This window comes from Mycoplasmopsis alligatoris A21JP2, assembly GCF_000178375.1.
Lineage (GTDB): Bacteria > Bacillota_I > Bacilli_A > Mycoplasmatales > Metamycoplasmataceae > Mycoplasmopsis > Mycoplasmopsis alligatoris.
The window spans coordinates 1-26,080 of record NZ_ADNC01000027.1 but is presented as its reverse complement, the minus strand read 5'-3'; the positions used below and the strand labels follow the sequence as shown (position 1 = coordinate 26,080).

Sequence of the window (26,080 nt, the reverse complement as noted above, 5' to 3'; positions counted from 1 at the left end):
AATGACTTTTAATGAAAAAATTAAAAACAAATTGCAAACTTTTAAACAAGAATCTAAGAAAGAAAAATGCTTAATTCCAGCATTGTTGCTTAATGTTGTAGTACTTAGTGTTTTATTTGTTTATTTATTAATTAGATTTGTTGTAAATATTGCTTTTGTTACATCAATAAGTGAAGTATTGGCAATTAATATCTTTTGACTTGTGGCTTTTGTATTATTTATTTGAAGAAGTTTAGCTTACAAAAAATTAAGACTATTTAACATAATATATATTGTAATATTTGTAACAATGTTAGCATGATTAATAGCCTTTAGTGTCATTTTTGAAATAACAGATGCTAAATCAAAACCGGATTTAACTCAATCATATTTTTTGTTAACTGGTTTATTTTATATAGTAGGGTTTAGCTTAATGATGTTTCTATTTGTTAAAGAAAACAAAAGAAGAAATTTAATTAAAAAATAGAACTTTTTACTAAGCTCTATTTTTTATTTCTTTATTACGTTTCTGAATTTAATCAATGCGTTTTTCGGTTAGAAACCTTTTTTTATTTTTGAATACTTTTCAATTTCTTCTACATCGTGTGTAGTTAATTTGTTGTACTTCTTTTTGTTTAATATTGTTAAATCGCCATTTGCATTATATGTAAAAATGTGTCTATCAAAAATAGTATTTACATTACCAGACATATCTAATAAATTTTCGGGATCTTTAATACAGTCTAAAAATTTATTCTTTTCTTTTTCAAGTTTAGAACTGTTTATATTGATACTTGTTGGGTTATTTAATTTTAATTTTTTTATTATTTTGCTTGCTATTTTACATTTTGTTCTTATTTATTCCTTTTTACAAGAATAAGTAATAAATGAATGAGTACAAATCAAGAGGTAAATATGAAGTTAATAGATATACTAAAAAAATTAGAAGAATTATTTGACAAAGATGCCATTTTAGAAATGAATATCAAAACAATGACAAAAACCAAAAAAAATAAAGTTATAATTTATGAAAAGATTATTCAAGAAAAGATAGAGGATGATATGAAAAAAAATGAGTGTGATCTTAAATTTGAATTAATAACAAAAGATATTAATGATTTAAAAACAGAAATAAAAAATTTAAATACTAAATTTGATCATTTAGTAACAATAGTTCTTGATTTAAGCAAAACAGTTCAACAAAATCATTCAATAACAATGTCAAGGCTTGATAAATTAGAACAAGATGTTTCTGTTTTAAAAACTGAAATGAAAGAAGTCAAAGAAGACATTAAAATTTTAAAAGCTGAAATGAAAGAAGTCAAAGAAGACATTAAAATTTTAAAAACCGAAATGAAAGAAGTCAAAGAATTTGTAGGGTTTCCCAGTTATTTATAATAATTAAAAAAGAAGATGCAAAATCTTCTTTTTTATGCAATTTCTACTAAATAAATTTGTTTTTTACCTTTGTGAAGTATTGCATATTTGCCATCAAAAAGTGTTGACTTTGTTATGAATTCTTCATCTATAGGAGTCATATTTCATTTTAAAGATTTAGTTGAAATAAACTCTCTTGCTTCTCTTTTAGAATTTATTATTTTTTTAGAAATAAGTTCATCTATTAGATTTGTATTTTTGTTTACAACAACAATTTTAAGTTGGTTTTTCACCATATTTAGCTGGTTTATGGATATTTTGGTAAAGTCAAAAGTTTTATTAAACATAATTTGAGAAGTTAATTTAGCATGCTCAGCATCGTTTTTTGAATGAATATCAGAAACAACTTGATAAGCTAATATTTCTTGAGCATAACGTTTTTGAGTGTTCTTTAAATGTTCATTAATAACTTTTTTTATATAATCGATTTCAAGTAAAGTTAATTGATTTAAAAGTTTTTCAACTTCAGAGTCTGGTTGATTATATAAAAATTGATAAAGATTATATGGAGAATTCATTTCTTTATCAAGTCATAAACTACCACCACCTGTTGATTTACCAAATTTATTTCCTTCAGAATCAGTTAGCAAGTTAAATGTAATAGCAACTGCTTTATTTGAATCTCCTATATTTTTAGAAATAATTTCTAAACCAGCAGTTAAATTTCCTCATTGATCAGAACCACCACATTGAACAAACACATTATTATCCTTATACAATTTGTAGAAATCATAACCTTGTATTAATTGATACGAAAATTCTGTAAAACTTAATCCTTTTTCTATTCTTGAAGCTACTGAATCTTTTGCCAGCATGTAGGAAACATTTATTAGTTTTCCAATATTTCTTAAAAAGTCAATCACATTCATATCTTTGTAAAAATCATAGTTGTCAATAACTTCTAAACCAAATTTTTCCAATTGTTCTTTAATTTTTAATTTATTTTCAAAAATTGTTTTTTCGTCCAAAAGAACTCTTTCAGAATCTTTAAAAGATGGATCACCTATCATTCCTGTAGTTCCACCCAAAATCGCAACAGGTTTGAAACCAAATTTTTTAAATCTAAGTAAATTTATTATAACTATATAGTTTCCTAAATGAAGTGACTTTGCTGTAGGATCAAATCCTGAATAAACTCCTGAATTTTTTTCTAGCGAATTTAATTTTTGCTCATTAGAAACTTGTTTTAGTATTCCTCTTTGTTTTAAATCATCTAATATATTCATTTTTCTCCTAAAAATTAAATTCTTTTCCTCAGTTAGATTCATCTCCAAAAATTAATGAAGTTCCTTCTAGGCCAAGAGTTTCATATCCACTTAACATTGCGTAACTTTTTACATTTACAACTTCACCGTTTTTTATAATTAATCCGCTATGAACTTTTGCCCCTTCATAAGCAAAAACTAAAATTTTTCCTTCAGTTGAATTTAATGTGTTAGTTACTACTTGGATAGATTCATCTGAATTTGGATTTGGTTGTATTTGCAAAACAAAAAGTTTTTCACTTTTAGGATGATTTTGTCTTTTTATTACTTTACCATAGCTAAATTTGGTTTTAGATTTTATATTAAAATCCTTATTATGTACTTTTAAAAGTTTTTCTAATTCCTTTATTTGCTCTTTATTTAAAACAGAAAATTGCTTTTCAAAATTAAAATCATATTCACTTAAGTTTAAAATATTTACTGATTTAACATTAAAATTTTTGTCGCAAAATACAGTGAATTTATTAAAATTTAATTCTAATTCTGTACTAATTAATTCGTCTATAGAAATAATTGAAGTATTTGGAAAATTATTTTTTAAAGTATGTTGTGTTATCATTTTTCTATTATATCACTAAGTATTTTTTTAACATATTTATTATATATTTTGCTTTTTTGCATCACACAATTCATTTTAAAAAAATAAAAAAAGTCTTTTTTGAATTGAATTAATGTTTAATATAATAAGAACATGAAAAAAGTAGCAATTATTGTTGACTCTTCTTGCGGTTTAACAAAGAGTCAAGTTGAAAAATTAGGTTGATTTTTTATCCCTATCCATATTGAAATAGATGGTAAATTATATGACGATGGAATTGATATTAATTCAAGCAATTTATTTGATATTTTTGGCCCAGAATCACAAAGAGCAAAAACTAGCTCAACAAAACTAGGTTTAGTAGCAGAATTATTAGATAAGTTAAAAGATGAATACGAATCAATAGTTATTTATCCAATCAGTATGCATCTATCTGGACAATATCAAGCACTAAAAGTTTTAGAAAAAGATTATCCGATGTTAAAAATAGTTCAATCAGTCAATATTTCACAGTTGATTATTTATGAATTGTTAGAATTTGAAAAAAAATTAAGTGAAGGTCAAGATTTTGATGTTTTATTCAAAAAACTTGAAGAGTCTAAAAACCAAAGTATATCTTTAGTTCCTAAATATAATGATTTTCTAGTAAAAGGTGGAAGATTATCACCAGCAGCAGCCACCTTGGCCAAACTATTTAAAATAGTTCCTATTATTAAATTCGAAGATGGAAAACTTTTAAAAGAGGGAAAAGGTAGAACATTTTTAAAAACTTTTTATAATGTTTTACAAGGAAAATACGATGAGTTAAAAAACAAAAATGTTTCTGAATTTGAAATTGTACTTTTACATTCAAAAAATTCTGAAATTGATGCTATAGTTGAAGAAACTACAAGAATTTTTAATCAAACACCAAAAGTTTTAAATATTCCAAGTGCAGTTTCTATTCATACTGGTCCTGAAGCATGTGTTGCAATAGTTTTACCTTATAAACTAACAAGTTTAGATAAAATATAATAAAAAAAACGTTTTTTGCAGCGTTTTTTTTCATAATTATTATATTATCAATATAGAATATAATAAATTTAAAAGGAAGGTAACATGAAAAAACTAAAAGTTGAACTAGGAGTTACTATTACAGCAATAATTTTAAAACTATTAATTTACATTTTAATTATTACTTCAATTGCCGTTACATTTAAATACGCATTTGAGATTTTTGCTGATAGAACTTCAGATTTAAAAGAGAAATATCCTAACTTAACAAAAGAGGAGGAAGAAAAAATTAAATTTGCAGGTAACTTTTTAGTTGACATGTGAGGAGCTATTTTCTTTTTTATATTCATATATATAATTTTAAAAATTACAATAACTGTTTTTGTATTTCAAAGAGAATATAAACCACAAAATGTGTGAATGATTGTAAGTTATTTATTAATTTTTTCTGGATTTATTACTTTAATAACGGTTTTGGTACGTTTAATTCAAGATATTAAAAAGCAAAAACATTCATTTGCAGACCCTACAATTAGTTCTTGATAGTAGTAAAAATTAAAGACACAAAAGTGTCTTTTTTGTTTAAAATTACATATTTGCCTATAAAATAACTAAATACAAAATTTAAGAACAATTATATTTTTAATTTATAATATTTTTATTATGTCAAATAACAATACTTATACAGCAAAAAACATTACACAGTTAAAAGGATTAGAAGCAGTTCGTAAAAGACCAGGAATGTATATAGGATCAACTGATGTTAATGGTTTACACCACTTAGTTTGAGAAATAGTTGATAATTCAATAGATGAAGCTTTAGCTGGATTTGCTAATAAGATTTCAGTCAAATTAGGAATTGATGGTTCAGTTACAATAGAAGATAATGGTCGTGGTATTCCTGTTGGAAAAACCGAATCTGGGCGTAGCGCAGTTGAATTGGTTTTTACAGAATTACATGCAGGAGGAAAATTTAATGAAGGCGCTTATAAAACGAGCGGTGGATTACATGGTGTAGGTTCTTCAGTGGTTAATGCTTTATCAACAAAAGTTGTAGTAACTGTTTATAGAGATGGTAATGAGTATTTAACGGAGTTTTGTCAAGATAAAATTTTGAAAAAAACTCAAGTTGTTGGTAAATCAAAAAAAGTTGGTACAAAGGTACAATTTTGACCTGATTATGATTTTTTCAAACGCGCTAAACTTAATTATGACGTTATAAGTGAGAGATTAAAAGAAAGTTGTTTTTTGATTTCTAATCTGGAAATAAAATTATATGATGAGTCAACAAGCACAAGTGAAACATTTAGATTTTCAGATGGAATTGCAGCTTTTTTAGGATTTGTAAATGATAGTAAAAGTGCTATAACACAGGCAATTACGTTTAATGATAGTAGAAAAGGTATTGAAGTTGATTGTGGATTCCAATATACTGATTCATATAATGAATTAATAGTAAGTTTCGTTAATAATGTTAAAACTAGAGATGGTGGAACTCATGAAACTGGATTAAAAACTGCGCTAACAAAAGTTTTTAATGACTTTGGAATAGAAGAAGGTGTTTTAAAAAATAAAAATGTTTTTGAACCTAGTGATATTCGCGAAGGCTTAAGTGTAATTTTGTCTTTAAAAGTACCTGAAAAACTTTTAGAATTTGTTGGACAAACTAAAGATAAATTAGGAACTCCAGATGCAAAAGGAGTTGTTGAAGAATTAGTTACTAAGCATTTAAAAATGTGAATTATAGAACATAAACAATTGGCAAAAAAAGTTTTAGATAAAATAAAAAGAGCATACGAAATTAGAAATGAAGAAAAAAAACAGCGTCAAGAATTAAGAAAAACTAAATCCATTTTAAAAGATAAACCCATTTTATCTGACAAATTAACTCCAGCCCAATCTAAAAAACCAGAAGAAAAAGAGTTGTTTTTAGTTGAGGGAGATTCTGCTGGAGGAAGTGCAAAAAGTGGTCGTGACCGTAGATATCAAGCAATTTTACCGCTTCGTGGAAAAGTTATAAATGTTGAAAAATCTAAGTTAATTGACATTCTAAAAAACACTGAAATTGGAACTATTATTAATTCTATTGGTGCTGGATATGGAAAAGAATTTGACTTGTCTAAGGCACAATATGGAAAAATAATAATTATGACTGATGCTGATACTGATGGTGCACATATTCAAATTTTATTATTAACATTTCTTTACAGATACATGAAACCTCTGATAGAAGCTGGTAAAGTATACATTGCTTTACCTCCATTATATAAAGCTTCTAATAAAGCAAAAAATTTAGTTTATTATGCATGAGATGAAAGTGAATTAAAAGAAATTTTATCTAAACCAGGAAGTTGAGAAATTCAAAGATATAAAGGTTTAGGAGAAATGAATGCGGATCAATTGTGAGAAACAACAATGAATCCTGCAACAAGAAGTATCATAAAAGTAACAATGGAAGATATTACTCTTGCTGAAAGAAGAGTAAGTACTTTAATGGGCAATAATGCATCTTTAAGAAAAAACTGAATTGATAAACATGTAGATTTTTCAAATGAAGATAATTTTGATATTGTTTAAAAAAATAGGCATACAATATGTCTATTTTTAATTTATTTGTGATTATATTTTTAATATAGGCAAATTAAATCATGTTAATCCTTAGCGCTAAATAGAAATATTTTTGGCATAAATTTATATATTGTTAATTTGTTTGACATTTTTTGAATATATTATGTTTTTGATTAAGTATTTAATTTTTATAAAATAGTTTAAATAAGTAGGCAAAAATTTTATTTCTTGTAATTTTCTGGTCTTGTTGTATTTATAATTCTTTAATAATTATTAAATTTAGAATATTTGTTTTTCAAAAAATAAAAATAGAAAAATGTATTTTTTTATTTAATTTAATTTTTTTATTTGCCTATGGAATAGACTTATTAGTTTATTTTATGAGTGAATCATTGAATAATTTTTTCTAATAATTAAAATTAATATTATGTCCTTATAAATATTTTATAATTAAGGCATTCATAGGAGGAGATTATGAAAAACAAAAAATTAAAATACTTATTTTCGTTTTCATTGGCAATTGCACCTGTTGCTATAATAGCAAGTTGTAATTCAACAAACGATAATAAAACAACAGGGGATGAAGGTAAAGCCTTATCAAAAGATGAAGCGGCAAATCTTGATGTTTCAAAAATTTCAACTCCTGAAGAGTTGGAAAAAACAATTAATAATAATTTAAACATTACGGTTGCATCTATTAAAGATTTACCTGAAGACAGATGAAAAGGATTATTTGCTGGTGATATTCAATTAACAAGCGATATTAAATTAAATATTGATGGTCCACTAAAAGACAAATTTAAAGTAAATATTGATGGCGTATTTAACCCACAAAGCGCTAAAGTGGCTAATCAAACAGGAAAGACAACTGTTCATTTATCAATAAGTCCTATTGATAATGACAAAATTGTTATTAAGAAAAAAATTGAGTTAAGTGGTTTTCAAACAAGCCCATTTGGATCTGGAGCAGATAATAAAATTCCATTTGATCCAGCTGATTCATTGGTATCATCTGAAAAATCTAAATATGTAAAAGCTGACCAATATACAAGATTTGTTATGGACAGTGAAAAGTATTTAGCTAATCTAAATAGACAATGAGAAATTAAAGGCAAAAGAAGTGATGAAAAAGCTAGTACGGATAATGCAGCAAAATATGACAAAATTGCTAAAGAATTAAACTTGGATACATATAATGATGCATTTTCTAAAGGATTTACAGTGCCTAAATATGGAGCCAATGGAAATGTAGAAGGATTAAATATAAATACTAATGGTATACCTGGATATGGATTATCATGAGTTGATGCTTCTGGTAGAAACTCCTTTCAATTAACCGGTTTAGCAAGAACGTTACCTAATGAAAAATACAAACAAGCTGCCTTACAAACATTAGGTATAAGTTTTTCAGATTTAGTTCCAGAAACGGAGGGTATTAATAAAGGAAAATCATTATCCACTATGGGAACAATTTGAATAATGGACTATGAATTACCAGAAAATGGTAAGCAACCTACTAAGTTTTACTTTGGTACAAATGCCCACGTTGCAGAAGGATTAGACAAAGCTAAAACATTGAGTTTAATGAAGGTTAATGAAGAAATTGTAGAGAGAAATAAAATAAGAACAAGTAAATTTGAAGAGCGTTTAGAAGATTTTTCATTATATTTTGACGAAAATAAACCTGCTGCTAAAGTTGTTTTTTGAGCAAAAGATTATTTAAATTCTTCACCAAAAGAATATTTATCATCTGAATTAAGAGAAAAATTTAAAGATGTTGAAGAAATGAGCGACTTCGCTGTTATAGAAATAGATTTTTCAAAAGTTACTGGTTTTGGTGTTATTGCAGATGGTAAAACAGTTGAAAAATATAATTCTGCAAAAGGAAAAGCTGAGGAAACTGCAAAAATTTTAACCAATAATTACGCTGGTAAAGAATCAGAACACGTTAAATTTAAATCAACAAGTTATCTTAAAAAATATGAACCTATTGATTTTCCTCTTTCTGGAAAAATAGGTAATGATAAAGATAGTCTTTATATTGTTGGTTATCCAAGAAGTGATGCTGACTATTTCTTAAATGAATATCAAGATGCTGCCGAAATTGCAGCTAGAAAAGAATCTAGATCATTATGAGTTAATGGAGATAGTGGTTGATATGGTAAATTAGTAAAAACTGAAACAGGTCCTGAATTAGCTCCAGAATTATTAGATAAAATTAGTAGAGGGAACTACTTATCATATCAAATAGGTTATAGAAATTTTGGTGATAAACCAGGTTTAGCAGACGTCTTTATTACACATCCTTTAAATGATGATGGAAGTTTATATAAAGGAAAAGATGGAAAGCAATACTTTTCTTATGGACTAAATTATATGCCAAGATTTTATGCGCCATTTGGAGGGTCAAGTGGAAGTAGTGTGAGAACGGATAAAAATGAATTACTCTCTGTTTATTACTATTCAAACGCAAATGCTGGAACTGGATATTCTGCAGCGTTTAGAAGCGAAGGATTCGATTACAAAGGATTATACGGTAAATATAATTTAGAAGAATACGATTTAATATATGGAGGAGGAAAGAACCAAAAGTCTTCATATAGAGAAGAATTAAAAAAATTATATCCTAATATGAAAACAAAACTTTTTAGTGAAGGTTTAAATAAAATTCCTGAAGAATTTAAATTCAAAAAATAAAAAAGCGGAAACGCTTTTTTAATTTTTGAAAAATGAAATAGTTGTTATAAATTCTGTTTCTGTGTACCCGTATATATGCATATACACCTTTACTTTTAAAGAAATTTTTATTTTATTATTAATTTTTTCTTTGTTAACTTCAATAATTTCATATATTGGTCTTGATTCATCCTGTAAAGACAACTCTCTTTTTTCTGTTAAAACATCTGCGTTAATTTTATTAAACCATAAATTGAAAAGATTGTTTGGTTTATATCCACCATTATATGGCGATAATTTTTCAATTTTATTGTCGTTTTCATATCAGTTTGTAAAACCTGGAATTGTTTTAAGTTTGTCTTTCAACTTAGCTTGAGTTCCATAATCAATATAAAATTTATTTTGAATGTCATCATGAGTGTTAGAAAATTCAGGCTTAACTTTTTTAAATCCAGTTATTTCTAAAATGCGAACTGATGAATTCTCAACATTACTGTATTCAGTGCTAGAATCTTTTAAATGAAATTGTATAGTTAATTTTCCATTCAAATCATCCGCTTCAACCGCTACTATTTCTGGTGAATAAACCTTTTTTGATGGTATTTCTGGAATTATTATTAACCCGCCGTTTACAAATCTAGATCTAAGAGTATTATTTCCTGTATCATTTTTATAAGTTTCCAACAAATAAGATGCAGTAACATTATTTCTTTGATTGTTGTTGTTTATTGTTATTTTACTTAATATTGCATTAATTTCATTCTCTATTTCAAGTGTTAAACTTTTAATATTGCTTTTTTGTCCATATTCCTCTCCATCTTTTTTTGAAAAGGTGTAAAAACTAGGGGCTTTTATTTTGTAATTTAGTTGTAACAAATTATTTTGTAAAACTTTTGTATCTATAAATTCAATTTGGTATCTTTTTAGAACAGCCTCACTTACTCCATCAATCGATCGTAAAGAAATGTTAACGTATTTTTTTAAATCATCTAATTTTGAATCGCTATTTAATTTATAGTTTTCTGGTATTTTTTTACTAGTTCCTTCAACGAATAATGACAGATCATTTGGAAGAGGCATTTTATTAACTTTTATAGTAAATGTTTTTTTCCCTAAATTAGCATTTTCTCTTTTAAATAAATAATCAATTATTATTTCGCCGCTCTTGTCATTAAAATCAAGTAATTTATTTGTAAAAACTACTCCACTTGCCAAATTATTTACTATAAATTTATCCTTCAATATTTCTGTTTTAGCTTCATTTAAATGTTCGCTTGGTATTCAAGCAGGAAAGTTAGAAACGACTTCTACTTTATCAAGTTTAAATTCTTCAACAACTCTTGGTTTAGTAATTCCTGGTTTTAATTTTGTGGCAGGAATACTTATTTTTTTATCGGTTTCTTTATTAACATCTGAACCGGTAGAAGATCCTGGATTTTTATCTTTATTATCGGTGGGTTTGTTATTCGTATTTCCGTTATCCACAGGGTTTTTAGGATCATTGTTGGTAGAAGAATTATTGTTATTTTCTACTTTAGAATTATCTTTGTTATCTAAATTTACATTACAAGAAATAAGTGCAAAAGAAACTGGCACAATGGTTGCACCAATAATGCTAGTTAATAAAATATTTTTTTTCATAATTTTTCCTTAGTTTGGTCTTTAAAAAGATATGGTGCCAACAACAGGAATCGAACCTGCGACCCCATCCTTACCATGGATGTGCTCTACCGACTGAGCTATGATGGCGTTCTTTTATTATACTATAAGAGACATTAATAAAGGTTTTTAAAATTACATTTTTTAATCTATTTTATTTAGCAAAAACTTTTGTATTTTTACTTTGTTTGTCACGTATAAATAGTTAAATAAAAAACGCAGTAATTTGCGTTTTTAATCATTAATTTCGTTGAATTCATCAACCATTTTTTTAGCTTCTGATAATTGTAAACTAAAGAAACTTGTTACTCCACGTTTTTGCATTGTAGCACCAAATAAATTGTCCATTCTTGACATTGTTCCGTGACGGTGTGTAATAACAACAAATTGTGTTTTTTCTTTAAGTGCTTGTAAGTATTCAGCAAAACGAACAACGTTTGCTTCATCAAGCGCAGCTTCTACTTCATCAAGGATACATAATGGTAAAGGTCTAGCCTTAAGAATACCAAAAAGTAAAGAAATAGCAATAAGTGATTTTTCTCCACCAGAAAATAGTTTTAAGTTTTTAATGCTTTTTCCAGGAGGTTGAGCTTCAATTGAAATTCCACTTTCTAAAATGTTTTTAGGATCAACAAAGTCAATTCTTGCGCTTCCTCCACCAAACATAGCTCTAAAGACGTTATCAAATTCAGTGTTTACATCGTTAACAATAGTTGTTAAACGAGTAATGATGATTTTGTCCATTTCTGCTATTGCATTTAAAATTGTTTCTTTAGCTTGATAAAGTTCTTCACGATTTGTTACAAAATTGTTGTATCTTTCTTCAACTTCTAAAAGTTGTTCAATACTTTCAATATTAACTGTTCCTAATGAAGAAATTTCTTCCCTAGTTGTTTCAACAAATTCTCTAGCTTCTTCTATGGAAATGCTTAGTCTATAGTCATTTTTGGCGTTTTCTACAGTCATTTTATAGTGAGTAATTAATCTTTCTTTGTTTTGTTCAAAGTAGATTTTCGCTCTTTCTTGACTAGCTATTTTTTTAGCAAAAGATGAGTTAAGATCTCTTAAATTTTTTTCTAAATCATTTTTAGAAATGTTTAATCCATTAATTTCAATGTTTAATGAGTCAAAAATTTCATTTTTTGCTCTTAAATCAGCTGAAATTGAACGGAATTGAGATTCTAAAATTTCAATGTTTTCTACATTTCTTGAAATTGAACTATCTAGCTCAAATTTTTCAGTTGATAACGAACTTAATTGATTTTTGTATTCAGTAAATTGATTTTGAGCGTTAACTCTTTTTTCAATAATGATTGAAATATCTTTTTGAATTTCAGCATTATATTGATATAAATTAGCTCTTTTTGTTTTAAGATCTTGAATATTATCTTCTTGTGATTTGATAAGAGCATTAAATCCTGGAATTAAGTTTTTAATTTCTTTAATTTGTTCATCAAGTCCAATAATATTTTGACTTCTTTCTTTTGATCCTCCAACAATAACACCACCAACACGAATAATGTCACCATCTTTTGTCACAACCATATATTTTTTGTCAAGTATGTTTGCAACTTTATTAGCCGTTTCAATATCTTCAACAACAATTATGTTTCCTAATAAGAATTTATTTAAAACTTCATATTTAGGTTCTACATCGATTAATTCGCTTGCAATTCCTACATAACCAGGATGACTTTGAATAACCAGCATATGGTCATCTCTAACGCTTTTAGGTTGAATAGATTTTAGAGGTATAAATGTAGCACGACCTGAATTATTTGATTTTAAAAAGTTAACAGCTTTAACGGCTACTTCAGGGTTTTCAACAACAATGTGTTGTGTTGCATTTGCTAAAACAGTTTCAATTGCTGCAACATATTCAGGATTAACTTTTATTAAGTCTCCTACAATTCCATGCAATCCTTTAAATAAACTTTTGTTTTCAAGAATAGTTTTTGTTCCTTTAAATAAGTTACTTTTACTTTCTTTTTGATCAACCATTATTTGTAGTTTGGTTTCAAGTTTAATTTTTTTGTGTTTTTTATCGTTAATTTGTATTGTTAACTCGTTTACTTTATTGTTTAGTTCATTTATTTGGTTATTAAAGTCTGTAGATTTTTGTTTTGTGTTTTTTTCTTCTTCAATAAAATAATTTATTTTATGCCCAAGTTCTTCAAGAATCTTTTTAAGACTTTGAATTTGTTCAGCACTACTTACTTTTATTTCTCCACGAGCAATTAATTCTTGTCTTTGATTTTCTTTATTAGCAAGAATTTCTAGGTCTTTTAGTCTTTCATTAATACCTTTTGATTTACCCATTAAGGCAGAAATTTCTTTTTGAAGTCCATCTCTTTGTAAAATACTTTTGTTAAGTTTTGATTCAACTTTTTCAATTTTTTCAGTATAGTCATTTTTAGTTTCTTCAACACCTTCTAATTCACGTGTTAATTGTCTATATTGACCTTCATAAAGTTCTATATCATGCGCCAATACGGCGATTTCAATGTCTTTAAGTTGCTCAGTTTTTTTAAGATATTCCTTAGCTTTATCAGCTTGTTTTCTTAATGGAACTAATTGTTTTTCAAGTTCTGCAACTAATACATCTACTTTTTCTAATGATTCAGTAGTTTTTTCTAATTTTCTTGTAGCGTCTAGTTTTCTAAATTTATATTTTGAAACACCAGCTGCTTCTTCAAAAATTCCTCTTCTTTGCTCATCAGTTGATTCTGCTATATCTGCAACAGTTCCTTGTGAAATAATAGCAAGAGATGATTTACCTATACCAGTTTCCATAGCAATAGCTTTTATGTCTTTATGTCTACATAATTCTCCATTTATGTAGTATTGGTTTGCACCTTTTCCTCTTTCAAGAACGCGTGAGATTGTAATAATTTCACTAGGATGTGAAGAAGATCCTTCACGATTATCAAAAGTTAAAGTAACTTCAGCTCTATCTAGTGATTTTGTTGTTTTAGAACCTGCAAAGATAACATCAGCCATATTATCTCCACGCAATTCTTTAGAACTTTGCTCTCCTAAAACTCATTTAATAGCATCATTTATATTACTTTTGCCAGAACCGTTTGGACCAACAATTCCTGTTACTCCTCCATCAAAATGAAGTGTAACTGGGTCAGCAAAAGATTTAAATCCATGAGCTTCAATTTTTATTAATTTCATATTTTACCTTAACCTATATTTAATTTTTTTAACGCTTCTAGAGCTGCGTTTATTTCTGATTCTTTTTTTGAAGATCCCTTACCTATACCATAAACTATTTTGTCATGAGTAGCTTTAGCACTAAATGATTTGTTAGGAAGTTGATCTACTATATATTTTATATTTTCTCGGCTAATGTTTTGAAAATATTCTTGTAAACGTGTTTTTGGATCTTTGTTTTCATGTTTGAATAAGTTATCTATTGTTGATGATAAATGTAGCCTTATGAATTTATAAGCATGATTTAATCCTAAATCTACAAATATTGCACCAATAATTGATTCAAAAATATCGGATTGTACTTTTGTTGATGACTTAACACTTACGGCGGTTTGTCCACCGCCTGTTTTTAATAGATTAATTAATCCTATTTTATTAGATACTTGTGAAAGTGAATTAGCGTTTACTACTTTTGCTCTTAATTCAGTCATTTTACCTTGTTCCATGTTAGGAAATTTAGTATAAATGTATGAACTAACAAAAAGTTGAAGAACAGAATCACCTAAAAATTCAAGGCGCTCATAACTTTCTAATTTTGATTGTTTTTTTACGAATGAGCCATGTTTTAAGGCTTGAAAGTAAATTAACTTGTTTTTAGGTTCAATTTCATGATATTTAAAAAATTCATCAAAATTTGTGCACTTAATCATTAATTACCGCTTTATTTTTTTGGTCTAAACTCTCTTTAACATAGGATAATACGTTTTTTTCAAGAGCTAGTTTAACTTGATTAAAAGCACCTATATATGATTTTTTATCAGAACTACCATGACATTTTATAACAACACCATCAACACCTATTACTCATGCTGCACCAACATTTCGATAATCTAAAGTTTCAGCAACATCTTTGAATGCACCTTTTAAAAATAAATAACCTATTTTTCTTATAGTTTTTAACATTATTTTACCTTTAATTAAGTCTTTAAAACTTAGTATTGCACCTTCTAGAGATTTTAGAACTAAATTACCACCATATCCATCGATAACTGCAACATCGGTTGTTCAGTTTAAAATGTTTCGAGGTTCTTGAAAACCAATGTAATTTATTTTTTCATTTTTAAGTAATTGATGAGCTTCTTTTACTTCTTCAGTACCTTTGTAATCTTCTGTTCCTATGTTTAATAGTGAAATTCTAGGGTTTGTTAAATCTAGTAAAACTTTTGCATATTCATTTGCAATAATTGATCATTCAACTAGATAGTTTGCTTTAGTAGTTATATTAGCACCAACATCAAGAAGTAAGAATTTTTTCCCCTTTGTTGTAGGCATAAGTGGCATAAAAGCAGGTCTTGAAATTCCTTGCAATCTTTTTAAAATAAGTGTTGCTGATCCTAAGTATAACCCACTATCACCAGCTGACATAATTGCATTTGCTTGATTAGTTTTTACCAAATTAAAAGCATGATTCATGGCAGTGTCTTCACTTAGAGATTGTTTTATATTTTTAATATTACTTGGGTAAATTGGCTTATCAACTATTTCAATATTTTTATGAATAGCACCATTATATGATGAGTCTAAATCGGCTTTCTTACCAACTAAAATAAGTTTAAAATTTGGATTTTTTTCTAAAAATTCATTAGCAGCTTCTACAACAGGAACTACTCCGTGATCACTACCGCTAAAGTCAAAAGCTATTTTGTATTGATTCATTATTCAGCTCCAATTATAAAGTGGTAATTAGGTTGTCCACCTTGGTAAATTTCGATTTCAACATCGTAATTTCCTTGCACAATGTTTGCTAATTCCTCAGCCTCTCTTTGACTAACTTTGTCACCATAATAAATAGTTATTATTTCTTTATCATCTTCGTCAAGAATTTCAAAAATAACTTCCTTAGCTGCTTCAATATATGTTTTGCTTGATGCAATAATTTGACCTTTTAAAATCGAAATGTATTCGCCTTCTTTAATGTCTACACCATTAATTTTTGTAGTTCTTACTGCTTTGGTAACTTCAGCACTTACAACTTCTTCAATAGCTTCACTCATGAACTCTAAATTGTCTTTTGCACTATTTTCTTTATTGAAATTTAGTATAGCGCTAAGACCTTGAATTTGTGTTTTTGTAGGAATAACAACAACAGTCTTATCAGTAACAACTTGTGCTGCTTGTTGAGAAACTAAAATAATGTTTGAGTTATTTGGAAGTATAAAAACTGTTTCAGCTTTTACTGCGTTTATTGCATCTATTAAGTCTTGTGCACTAGGGTTTTGTGTTTGTCCACTTTCAACAATATAGTCACAACCATATTCATGCATTTTTGAAATAATTCCTGATCCTAAGTTACATGAAATTATTCCACAAATTGCATTTTCTAACTGTTCTAAAGGTTTTTTAGATTCTGCTATTGATTTAGAATTATTAGCTTGAATAGTCATGTTTTCTGATTTTATTTTTAAAAACTCACCATATCTTTGTGACATATTAAGCATGTCTCCAGGTTTGATTGTGTGACCATGAACTTTTAAAATATTTTCATCATTTACAACAACCAACGAAGAAGCAAGTTGTTCTATTTCTTTTGTAAATTCTTCTTTATTAAACGATTCGGGTTCAACTAAATCAACAATAAATTCGGTACAATAACCAAATTCTCCATCATAAACTTCAGTATCGTTTATAAATTTTGTAATGTCATCAGTATTTTTTGAAATTTGAACTGGATTACCTTCAAAATATGAAAGCAGTCCACTAAAAATTAAGTATAAACCTTCACCTCCACTATCAGTAACTCCAACTTCTCTTAGAATTTTTAATTTGTTAGGTGTATTATCACAAGCCTTACGCATTTGTTCTAAAACAACTGTAAAAAATTCAACTAATGTTAAGCTTGAATGAGTTTTTTTCAAATCTTTTTCAATAGCTTCACTAGTTTCTCTAATAACTGTCAGTATAGTTCCCTCAACAGGTTTTAAAACAGCTCCATAAGCTTTTTTACTTGCTCCTTTTAAAGCGTTAATCAAATCTTTAATTGTCGCTGAGTTTTTATCGGCTAAAGAAAGTGAAAAACCTTTAAAAATTTGGCTAAGTATAACTCCTGAATTTCCTCTAGCGCCCAAAAGCATTCCTTTTGCAATTGCAGCAGAAACTACACCAATACTTTCATCGGTTACATTTTCACAATTTTTAACTGCAGTTGTAATTGTTGAAGCCATATTTGTTCCGGTGTCACCATCTGGCACTGGGAAAACATTAAGTGCGTCAATTTTGTTTTTTGAATTATTCAGCGCATTACTTGCTGAAATCATTGCGTTTAAAAACATTTGACCGTCTAAATTTTTATTCATCTGAAACTCCTTTAATCATTATGTTTAACTTGTAGAGAACTTTATTTTTTTTCTTGAATTTAAAATTAAGTTGTTGGTGAATTTCATTAACTATGTTTTTAGCAGAAATTCCTCTTAAAATAGTAATTGCACATCTTATTGCTCAGCCTTTACTTGTTTCTTCAACAAAAATATTTTCAGCTCATTCTTCCTCGTTTAAATCAACAACTGTTGTATTAACTAAATCATAAACATTTAGACCTTTGACACCAGGTGTAACTTTAATAACTTCGACTAAAGCGTTTTTAACATCTAATAAATCCACATCATCTCCTAAATTTACTTATTATTATATTTTATAAAATTAAAAATAATATAATTTAAAATAATGTCCGAATCAATGAAAAAATGTATTCCTTTGAAAATTGAAGCAATAGATGAAAAAACAAGTATTTTAAGTGTTTTGACCAACCAAGGAATTTTAAAACTATATGCTTTTGGTTTAAATTCACCATTAAGCAAAAATCGTAGCAATTTAATACCTGCTTCAATTGTTGAAATTGAATATTTTCAGGCACGTTTAAATAATAAAATGAGTAAATTAAAAAAATCAAATACTTTAAAAAGTTTTGATAGTACTATTTTGTTTAATTCTATGTTTGCGCAAAAACTAGTTTACATATTATCCTTATTTACAGGCAAAAATAACATTTTAGATATTTATGAAAAATTAATTGATTTTGTTGGTTTTGGAAAAAATTCTTATATTTTAACTATTATTTGTTCATATTTGTTAAAACTTCACGGATCAGAACCTAACTTTTATAAATGTTGTGTGTGTTTGTCAACTAAAAAAATAGTAGATTTTGAATTTTTTTTAGGTGGTTTTTTATGTAATTTACATTCTGATAAGTCTTTAAATAACGAAACTTTGGAAGCTTATTATTTATTAAGAAATGATCACAAAAAATATTTAAGCAACGTTTCATTAGAAATTAACAAAGAAATATATTTAAAATTAATTTTTCATTTAAAAGATTTGGGTTTAATTATTTATTGAGAAAATTTAGAAAAATTCATTTAAAAAAAGTATTGTTATTTTTCCATATTTTTTTTCCTTTTTTACCTGTAAACCCTTGGGTATAAGTATTTTTTCTGGTTGATCGGTTTCAACAATAATTGTTCCATAAGTAGCAAGGTTTTTATTTTCAATAATAAATTTTAAACTATCATTTAATAAATTAATTTCCTTGAAAGGCGGATCCATAAAAATAAAGTCAAATTTTTTACCTTTTGCACCTTGTAAATATCTTAAAGCATCATAATTGTGTAATTCAACATTTGTAATTTTTAGATTAGAAACGTTTTTTTGAATAACTGCAAAAGCAGCCTTATTTTTTTCTATACTAATAGCTTTTAGTGCACCTCGTGATAAAGCTTCAATTGATCATGAACCACTACCAGAAAACAAGTCTAAAATAATTTTTCCCTCTATTTCAAAGTGCAATGCGGAAAAAATAGATTCTCTAATTTTATCGCTTGTAGCTCTTGTAATATCATAATCTGGTTGCTCAATTAAACGTTTTCCGTATTTTCCTGAAATTATTCTTAACATGTTTAAATTATATTTTAAAATAAGAAAAATAAGATTGTAATAGTTTATAATAAAACTATGTTTGATGTAAAGTTAGTTAAATTGCCAAAAAAAGTTTTAAGGCAGAAATCTGTAAATGTATCAATTCCACTTATTCAAGAAGATATTGATCTAGCTGAAAAGATGATTTATCATATCGACGATAGTCAAAAAGAAAATTCTAAATTTCGGCCAGGAGTAGGGGTTGCAGCTGTTCAATATGGTATATTAAAAAACGTTTTTTATGTTCATGTACGTGATTCAGTAAATAACAAAGAAATATTTAGAGATGTATTGTTTAATCCTAAAATTATTTCTAGAAGTGAAACCAAAACTGCCTTATCTGAAGGCGAAGGATGTTTAAGCGTTCATGAAGATTGACCAGGTCAAGAAGGATTTGTACATAGGGATGCAAGGGTTATTGTTGAAGCATATTCATACTTTCAAAAAAAGGTTGTTACTTTTGACGTATTTGGCTATGTAGCAATAGTTTTCCAACACGAACTAGATCATCTACAAGGGAATTTATTTATTGACAGAATCAATAAAAAACAACCTTGAAAAAAAGTTGCAAATGCAATTTATCTATAGGAGGTTAAAATGTTAACTAATTCTAATATTATTATTAACAAAGAACCAAATAATCCAGCACAAGATTTAATAATTCAATTAAATAAAGTAGCTGATGTATTAAAACCCGAAATTTCAGTTCCAATAATATTTGTAATAATTTTATTAATAGGGTTTTTACTAGGATTTTTATTAGGAATTTTAAGAAGTGCAGTAGCCTTAGTTGTTATTCCTTCTGTTGTTATAATTTGTTCTTTAATATTTTCGAAGTTTTTAAATGCGAATATTGAAACAATTTTAGCAGACGTTGTTGGAAAAGAATTTTCTACAACTCCTGAGTTTAAAACAGCATCGCAGTTAATCATAAAGATTGTAACTCCTTTAGTTGCAGCAATTTGTCTTTTATTGGCTTATTTTATTTTTGGTTTAGCAGTGGCAATTATTTCTATAATAGGAAAATTGAAACCTAAAAAATCAAAAAAAGTAATTTTATCAAGAATACTTGGTGCATTAATAGGTATTGTAGCCGCTGTTCCTTCAGCAGTGTTAATATCAAACGTTATTAACTTTTCTAAAAGAGCAGATAATGATTTTACAAATAAATTCTTGAATCCATTAGTTAAAATAACAACCATAAATTATGGTATTGGTTTAGGTAAAAATTTAACTACTATAACCGATTTATTAGAAAAAAAAGATGTTTTAAAATTGATCTTTTTAGATCCTAATAGTCTTAGCGGCAAGGATAAAACGGAATTAGTTGATAAAACCGTTAATGTTTTAAACAACCCTGAATTTAGTGATCAAGCTGCTAATATTATTAATAAAAAAATTGATGATGAAGTAAAGAAAGTTATTGAGAAAAATCCAGCAGCAAAAATAACTGAAAAAGAAATTGAAGCAGTTATAAAAGCTGATACAAGTAAATTGAAAATTAATGATAAGCCTGTTGATGAAATTTTAGGATCGCTAAATATAAAAGATAAACTAAATGAAACCGGTAAGGAATCTGCAACAAAAATAGTTACCAACATTGTAGATAAATATACCGATAAAAATGTTGATCCAAAATTAAAAACAAAATTAATTAATAGCATTATTGATAAATACATTGGAAAAGTAAATTCAAATGACTTAAAAAATGCTGACCCATCAAAGTTACCAGATGATATAGCTAAAATGATTCCTGGTGGAATAATCCCTTCAAAAGCTGCATAATAGCGGCTTTTTTGTTTGATTTTATATTGAATAAAAATAGTAAAATATATCTATGAAAACTTTATTTAAATTAAATCTTTTAGCTTATAAAAGATCAATGACATTATACTTAACATTAGGTCTAACTGCAATTTTTGCAATATTAACTTTTTTATTAAATTATTTTTTAGGAGATAAATTTCCTGTTTTTGGAAAAAACCAAGTTGAAGGTTACTTCATGAGTTTAATTTCTCTAGCTTTACCTCTACTTGTTCTTTCCTCAGTTTTAGTATCTAATTTTTGTTTTGGTTTTGTTAAGAGAGAGGGCTTGACATATGTTATGCAATCTAAACCAATTTCAAGAAAAAAAATGTTCTTTTCAAATTTTTTAAATTCATCAATTTTTACTAGCTTTTTCAATATTGTTTATTATTTATTAACTATATTTTTTGCCTTAATATTTGCAGCTTTAAAATCTGATTCATTTGTAACCGATCTAAAATTATTTTTACTTTTTACTCTTGCTTATTCCTTATTGTGTTTACTGGTTAATTTATTTTTTATAAGTCTGTTTGGACTTGTTTCATCAGTATTAAATGCTAATGCATCAGTGGGATTAATATTTTCATCATATTATATATTTACATTTCTAACATCACTTTTATCATTAACAAATATATTTAATAACTTAGGATTTAATGAGCCAATAAAAAACAATGCAACATCTTTAAAGGATGACAATAATAAAAAATTTACCGATTTAGCTGTAGGTAAGCCAAAAATATCAATTGGTGGAAGATTATATCAAGACCAGCCTACTCAGCCTATTTTAGCTAATATTTCTTATTTATTTGATGTTTCAAAAATGTTTACTAGTTCATATTCAAAAGTTTTTAATATAAATAATTCAGGTACACCAGGTGTAGCAATTCCACAAAACAACAATTTTGTATACTCAAAACCCTTAACAGCAGATGAAATAAACAAAGAGTTTTTAACTTACTGATCCTTAAACAATAATCAAAAAATTATAACTACAAACAATAATTTATTTGATACACTGCAAAAAGTTAAAGAATTTTTACAATATACAAGAAAATACAAAGTTTACTTACCGGATGCTAATGAAACTACATCACATTATCAATCAATAGAATTTGGAATTGAATTAGTAGAAATTTCAAAAGAAAAAAATAATTTTGATCTTAACTCTATTGTAGAATTAGATGAAAAACAAAAATCAGAATTAAAAGTTTTAATAGATGAATTACTAAAAAATAAAGATTTATCGCCAGAGAAATATCCTAATAATTTAGCACAAAGAATTCAAAAATTTAATGATAATTACTTTACTGCAATATCTAATAATTTAAAAAAATTCCTTGATAAAACAATAATACTTGAATTTGAAAATTGAGACCAACAAATTGATAACTTATTTGTTGAACTGAAAAAAACAGAATCAGTTTCAAATGAAAATGAAGTTCAAAGTCGTGAATTTCTTAAAAAGGAATTAAAAGAAAATTACGCTAACTACTTATATAGAAAAATACCATTTATAAACTTTCAAACATTAAATAAAACTGTTATTTATGCATTAGTACTAGACAAATATTTAAATGAATACAAAGAAGTTCCTGCCACTATATTTAGTTTATTAGACAAAGTAAATGAAAATCCTTCGATTTATGAAATGAATTCAATAATTATTTCAAAACAAGAATCTTGATCGTATCCAATTTATTTAGTGTTTTTAATCATATCAATAATTTCAGTATCTTCAATAATTGGTGGATATTACATTACTAAGAAAAAGGAGATTCGTTAATATGAAAAAAATAGCAATAGAATTTAAAAATGTTAATAAATCTTTTGGACACAAAACAGTTTTGAATAATATCAATTTTAAAATATATGAAGGTCAATTTCACGGTTTTATTGGTGCTAATGGTGCTGGTAAAACAACAAGTTTTCGTTCACTCTTAGGATTTTATCCAAGTGTTACTGGAGAAATTGAAATATTAGGTCAAAGTTTTAAAGATCAAGAATCAAAAAGAAAAATTGGTTACATACCAGAAGAAGCAACTTTTCCAAAAAAATTAAAAGTATTTGAATATTTAGAAATGATGGCTCAACTTAGTGGCTTAAGCGTTGAACAAGGAAAACTAAAGGTTCAAGAATTGTCAAAAAATCATAACTTATCAGAAGAAATTTTAAAAAAATCTGGAATAAATTTATCATCTGGAGAGAAGAAAAAAGTACTTTTAATTCAATCACTATTGAATGACCCAGAAATATTAATATTAGATGAACCAGCGGCTAATTTAGATCCAAAAATAAGAATTGAACTTTATGAAATTTTAAAAGATTTAAACAAAAAAGGCAAAACAATTTTTATTTCAAGTCATATTTTAGCTGAACTTGAAAAATATATAGATAGCTATACTGTAATTGAAAAAGGAAAAATTTACGAAACAAAAACCATTCAAGAAAAAACAAGTGAGAAAGAATATAGCTACTATATTAAATCTCCTGAAATTTGAATAGTAGAAGATTCATTAAAACTTTTTAACAAAAATTATCATGTTGAATATCAAATTAAAGACAACATTATTCACTTAAAATGCGATGATCTCTTATTTAATAAACTTCTTTTATATTTACTAAAAAAAGAAATCAAAATTGACTCCAGCGGAAAACAATCAGTAAATTTGAATGATTTATATTTTGATGTTTTAAAAGCTGAGTAAGGACAAAATCAAACATTTTCAATATTGTTTGATTTTTATTTTAAAAATTGATTGCTTAGCATATTTACGCAACAAATTTTTCTTAAAGATGTTGAAACAACTAATAAAGTTGCAAACATACTTGACAAAAAATATATGGTTGTGACAAAAGATGGTGAAATATTTGTGTTGGTGGTGTTATTGTTGGAGGTCAAAAGAAAGAAGTCAAAATATTATTAAACTTGTGAACAAATTAAAGAAATTAAAAACTTAATCTCAGTATTTAGTGCTCTTATCAAATCACAAGAAGATAATATTCAAGATCTTAAAAAAAGAGCTAATTTATACAATTTAAGTTTTTCAGAAGATCAAAAACAAAAAATTATTTTATCTATAATGTTTGCTAAAGAAAAATATTTACACAAATTCAATGAAGAAATTTCAAACCAAAATGCCTTATTTATAGGTATTTAGATAAAATAAAACATCAGTTTTATTTGTTTGACAGAAAAAACTTGAATACTATGATCTCATTTTTAACAAACGTTTTTTTCTATGATAATAAGAATTATGAGCGATTATTAATTTAATAAAAAAACATACTTGTTTTAACAAATATGTTTTTTAATCAAAGGTTACACCAGTTATAGTTTTGGTTCAATTCATAAAAAATATTCTGGTTTTTACTAAATCAACTTTATTGTTTGTTGTATAAAATCCCTTATTTTTAGCGATATCGTGAAATATAGAAAAGATTTCTTTTTCGTCTTGTGATGGTTCGACTCCTAATTGATTTTTAATTATTTCTGGATAATATTTAGACATTAATTTAAATGATTGAGTAGAAATAAAATCTAATGGGAATATGTCGCTTTTTATAGAACCTATTGTAACTAATTTAGTTGCTATTTCTTGATTTTCAAACTTAGGAAGTAAAATACCTGGAGTGTCTAAAAAGTAATGATTACCAACTATAACTCATTGCTTAAGGCGAGTTACACCTGGATAATTTGCAACTTTAAGAGTAGATTTTTGTTGCATTAAATTAATTAGTGTACTTTTTCCACTATTTGGGACTCCAACAACAAAACTTTTTAGTTTACTACTAATCATTCCTTTTTCTTTGTCGCGTTTTATTTTAGCATCCATGATTTTATTTATTTTAGCTAAAATAAGATTTCTGGATTTACTTTTTCTTAAGTCTAACCATAGCAGATTTTCGTTTTTAAATCTACTTGTGATTAGTGTTTTTTTATTTTGGTCCATAATATCAGATTTTGTAATAATAAACAACCTTGGTTTAGTAGGTGCTATTTTGTCAAAGTCTTCGTTATAAGAACTAATAGGGCAACGTGCATCTAGAACTACAATAAATAAATCGGCTAAAGTTGAGATTTCTTTAATTTCCTTAATGGCTTTTGCCATGTGTCCAGGAAATCAATTTATTAAGTTTTTAAACTCATCTTTTTTATTTTTTTCCATTAGTAAACCCTTTAATTATGTCACTTTGTTTTTTAAGATCAAATTTCATTTTTTCAGCGTCTTGCTTTAATTCAATGTATTTTTTTTGTAGTGTTTCATAGTCATTGCTTATTTTTTGAAATTCAATATCATGTGAGTATAAATTTGAAGAAAAATCTACAAAAAATTTATTTACTTGTTCTATGTCATAACCGTAAATGCTAGTTTTAAATTCTTTTTCATTTAATACTTTTAATAGTTCTGTTATTGTCATTTTTATCCGTTTCTTCATTTGTTTAAAACAATAGCTGCGCAAGTAGCAACGTTTAAACTTTCAAATGATATTGGTATGTATATTTTTTTATTAGAATTGTTAATTATTTCTTTTTCAATTCCACTGCCTTCATTTCCAAAAATCACTACAGTTTTTTTGTTAAAGTTAAAATTGTTTAGTTCAATGGATTCTTGATTTAAAACAGTAGTTACTATCTCAAAACCACTGTGTTGTAGCTCTTTTAGTAAATCATTATTATTTACTAAAATTATATTTTGATTAAATATTGCACCTTGTGTTGAGCGTAAACATTTAGGTGAGTAAATATCAAAATTTTTAACAATCAATGTATCAATGTCAAAAGACTTTGATAGTCTTATGATCGTTCCTACATTTCCAGGGTCTTGCAAATTATCTAAAAATACAACTTTGTTACCGGTAATTTTATATTTATTTTGTGGAATTTTGCATAAAGCAAAAACACTTTGAGGATTTGTTGCATCAAGAATTTGTTTAGCTAACTCTGATGTAATTAATGTTAAATTTTTATTAGTAAAACTATTTTTATAAGAACCTGAAATTACAAAAATTTCATCAACAAGATTTAAAT

24 protein-coding genes and 1 tRNA gene are annotated in these 26,080 nt (G+C 26.5%); 11 read left to right on the top strand and 14 right to left on the bottom strand.

Going from position 1 to position 26,080, the window contains the following annotated elements; all coding sequences use genetic code 4:
* The first annotated feature begins 1 nt into the window (after window position 1).
* Entirely contained in the window at window positions 2–466 is a 465-nt protein-coding gene (locus MALL_RS02755; protein ID WP_005683956.1) for a hypothetical protein, read from the top strand.
* Window positions 467–534: 68 nt separating this feature from the next.
* Here MALL_RS02755 and MALL_RS04445 read toward each other — a convergent pair whose 3' ends face one another.
* Window positions 535–690, bottom strand: coding sequence for a hypothetical protein (locus MALL_RS04445; protein WP_005683909.1), 156 nt, complete (start codon window positions 688–690; stop codon window positions 535–537).
* A 204-nt stretch (window positions 691–894) separates the two neighbouring features.
* Here MALL_RS04445 and MALL_RS04290 point away from each other — a divergent pair, with 204 nt between their 5' ends.
* Window positions 895–1,377, top strand: coding sequence for a coiled-coil domain-containing protein (locus tag MALL_RS04290; RefSeq protein WP_005683834.1), 483 nt, complete (start codon window positions 895–897; stop codon window positions 1,375–1,377).
* A 32-nt stretch (window positions 1,378–1,409) separates the two neighbouring features.
* Here the strand turns inward: MALL_RS04290 and tyrS are convergent, their stop codons facing one another.
* Together tyrS and tapR are read right to left on the bottom strand one after the other, a co-directional pair.
* Window positions 1,410–2,642: a tyrosine--tRNA ligase gene (tyrS, locus tag MALL_RS02745; RefSeq protein ID WP_005683759.1), complete on the bottom strand. Its 1,233-nt coding sequence runs from the start codon at window positions 2,640–2,642 to the stop codon at window positions 1,410–1,412.
* 7 nt (window positions 2,643–2,649) lie between these two features.
* Window positions 2,650–3,240 carry a TyrS-associated PheT N-terminal domain-related protein TapR gene (gene tapR, locus MALL_RS02740; protein WP_005683920.1) on the bottom strand — a complete coding sequence of 197 codons (591 nt, stop codon included), beginning with the start codon at window positions 3,238–3,240 and terminating at the stop codon, window positions 2,650–2,652.
* A gap of 132 nt (window positions 3,241–3,372) precedes the next feature.
* Between tapR and MALL_RS02735 the strand changes: the two genes are divergently transcribed.
* The 4 genes from MALL_RS02735 (at window position 3,373) to mip (ending at window position 9,477) form a co-directional block, all read left to right on the top strand.
* The gene (locus tag MALL_RS02735; protein ID WP_005683953.1) at window positions 3,373–4,233 is read left to right on the top strand and encodes a DegV family protein; all 861 of its coding nucleotides are present in this window, start codon (window positions 3,373–3,375) and stop codon (window positions 4,231–4,233) included.
* Between the two features lie 84 nt (window positions 4,234–4,317).
* The gene (locus MALL_RS02730; RefSeq protein ID WP_005683715.1) at window positions 4,318–4,758 is read left to right on the top strand and encodes a hypothetical protein; all 441 of its coding nucleotides are present in this window, start codon (window positions 4,318–4,320) and stop codon (window positions 4,756–4,758) included.
* A gap of 117 nt (window positions 4,759–4,875) precedes the next feature.
* Entirely contained in the window at window positions 4,876–6,789 is a 1,914-nt protein-coding gene (locus MALL_RS02725) for a DNA gyrase/topoisomerase IV subunit B (RefSeq protein WP_005683793.1), read from the top strand.
* A gap of 465 nt (window positions 6,790–7,254) precedes the next feature.
* Window positions 7,255–9,477: an Ig-specific serine endopeptidase MIP gene (mip, locus tag MALL_RS02720; RefSeq protein ID WP_005683722.1), complete on the top strand. Its 2,223-nt coding sequence runs from the start codon at window positions 7,255–7,257 to the stop codon at window positions 9,475–9,477.
* An 18-nt stretch (window positions 9,478–9,495) separates the two neighbouring features.
* On the opposite strand, the gene MALL_RS02715 is transcribed toward mip, so the two are convergent.
* From MALL_RS02715 to MALL_RS02685, 7 genes are all read right to left on the bottom strand, one after another.
* Complete coding sequence (locus MALL_RS02715) at window positions 9,496–11,097, bottom strand: hypothetical protein (RefSeq protein ID WP_005683757.1); 1,602 nt, start codon at window positions 11,095–11,097, stop codon at window positions 9,496–9,498.
* Between the two features lie 32 nt (window positions 11,098–11,129).
* Window positions 11,130–11,205, bottom strand: a tRNA-Thr gene (locus MALL_RS02710).
* Window positions 11,206–11,349: 144 nt separating this feature from the next.
* Window positions 11,350–14,295 (bottom strand): AAA family ATPase, encoded by a 2,946-nt coding sequence (locus tag MALL_RS02705; protein ID WP_005683913.1) that lies wholly within the window; start codon window positions 14,293–14,295, stop codon window positions 11,350–11,352.
* A gap of 8 nt (window positions 14,296–14,303) precedes the next feature.
* Complete coding sequence (gene rnc, locus MALL_RS02700) at window positions 14,304–14,984, bottom strand: ribonuclease III (RefSeq protein ID WP_005683868.1); 681 nt, start codon at window positions 14,982–14,984, stop codon at window positions 14,304–14,306.
* On the bottom strand, window positions 14,977–15,990 hold the full coding sequence (plsX, locus tag MALL_RS02695; protein ID WP_005683716.1) for a phosphate acyltransferase PlsX: 1,014 nt from the start codon (window positions 15,988–15,990) through the stop codon (window positions 14,977–14,979). The genes rnc and plsX overlap by 8 nt, the downstream gene beginning before the upstream one ends.
* On the bottom strand, window positions 15,990–17,627 hold the full coding sequence (locus MALL_RS02690; RefSeq protein WP_005683908.1) for a DAK2 domain-containing protein: 1,638 nt from the start codon (window positions 17,625–17,627) through the stop codon (window positions 15,990–15,992). Before MALL_RS02690 ends, plsX begins: the two co-directional genes overlap by 1 nt.
* Entirely contained in the window at window positions 17,620–17,931 is a 312-nt protein-coding gene (locus MALL_RS02685) for a hypothetical protein (RefSeq protein WP_005683836.1), read from the bottom strand. Before MALL_RS02685 ends, MALL_RS02690 begins: the two co-directional genes overlap by 8 nt.
* 75 nt (window positions 17,932–18,006) lie before the next feature.
* Between MALL_RS02685 and MALL_RS02680 the strand changes: the two genes are divergently transcribed.
* Window positions 18,007–18,690: a recombination protein O N-terminal domain-containing protein gene (locus MALL_RS02680; protein ID WP_235746469.1), complete on the top strand. Its 684-nt coding sequence runs from the start codon at window positions 18,007–18,009 to the stop codon at window positions 18,688–18,690.
* Here MALL_RS02680 and rsmD read toward each other — a convergent pair.
* Window positions 18,673–19,221 carry a 16S rRNA (guanine(966)-N(2))-methyltransferase RsmD gene (rsmD, locus tag MALL_RS02675; protein ID WP_005683959.1) on the bottom strand — a complete coding sequence of 183 codons (549 nt, stop codon included), beginning with the start codon at window positions 19,219–19,221 and terminating at the stop codon, window positions 18,673–18,675. The genes MALL_RS02680 and rsmD overlap by 18 nt on opposite strands.
* A 57-nt stretch (window positions 19,222–19,278) precedes the next feature.
* Between rsmD and def the strand changes: the two genes are divergently transcribed.
* Genes def through MALL_RS02655 form a run of 4 tightly spaced genes read left to right on the top strand, consistent with a single transcriptional unit; the run spans window position 19,279 to window position 23,756 of the window.
* A complete protein-coding gene (gene def / locus MALL_RS02670; RefSeq protein WP_005683925.1) occupies window positions 19,279–19,830 on the top strand; it encodes a peptide deformylase in 552 nt (183 codons plus the stop codon).
* Between the two features lie 9 nt (window positions 19,831–19,839).
* Window positions 19,840–21,027 (top strand): hypothetical protein, encoded by a 1,188-nt coding sequence (locus MALL_RS02665; RefSeq protein ID WP_005683810.1) that lies wholly within the window; start codon window positions 19,840–19,842, stop codon window positions 21,025–21,027.
* A gap of 52 nt (window positions 21,028–21,079) precedes the next feature.
* Window positions 21,080–22,834, top strand: coding sequence for an ABC transporter permease (locus MALL_RS02660; protein ID WP_005683727.1), 1,755 nt, complete (start codon window positions 21,080–21,082; stop codon window positions 22,832–22,834).
* A gap of 1 nt (window position 22,835) precedes the next feature.
* Entirely contained in the window at window positions 22,836–23,756 is a 921-nt protein-coding gene (locus MALL_RS02655; RefSeq protein ID WP_005683838.1) for an ABC transporter ATP-binding protein, read from the top strand.
* 603 nt (window positions 23,757–24,359) lie between these two features.
* Here MALL_RS02655 and ylqF read toward each other — a convergent pair.
* The 3 genes from ylqF to MALL_RS02635 form a co-directional block, all read right to left on the bottom strand.
* Window positions 24,360–25,217 (bottom strand): ribosome biogenesis GTPase YlqF, encoded by an 858-nt coding sequence (gene ylqF, locus MALL_RS02645; protein WP_005683764.1) that lies wholly within the window; start codon window positions 25,215–25,217, stop codon window positions 24,360–24,362.
* Window positions 25,204–25,470 (bottom strand): hypothetical protein, encoded by a 267-nt coding sequence (locus MALL_RS02640; protein WP_005683972.1) that lies wholly within the window; start codon window positions 25,468–25,470, stop codon window positions 25,204–25,206. Before MALL_RS02640 ends, ylqF begins: the two co-directional genes overlap by 14 nt.
* Before the next feature lie 2 nt (window positions 25,471–25,472).
* The coding region (locus tag MALL_RS02635) for a TrmH family RNA methyltransferase (protein WP_005683903.1) at window positions 25,473–26,080 on the bottom strand (608 nt) is incomplete at its 5' end.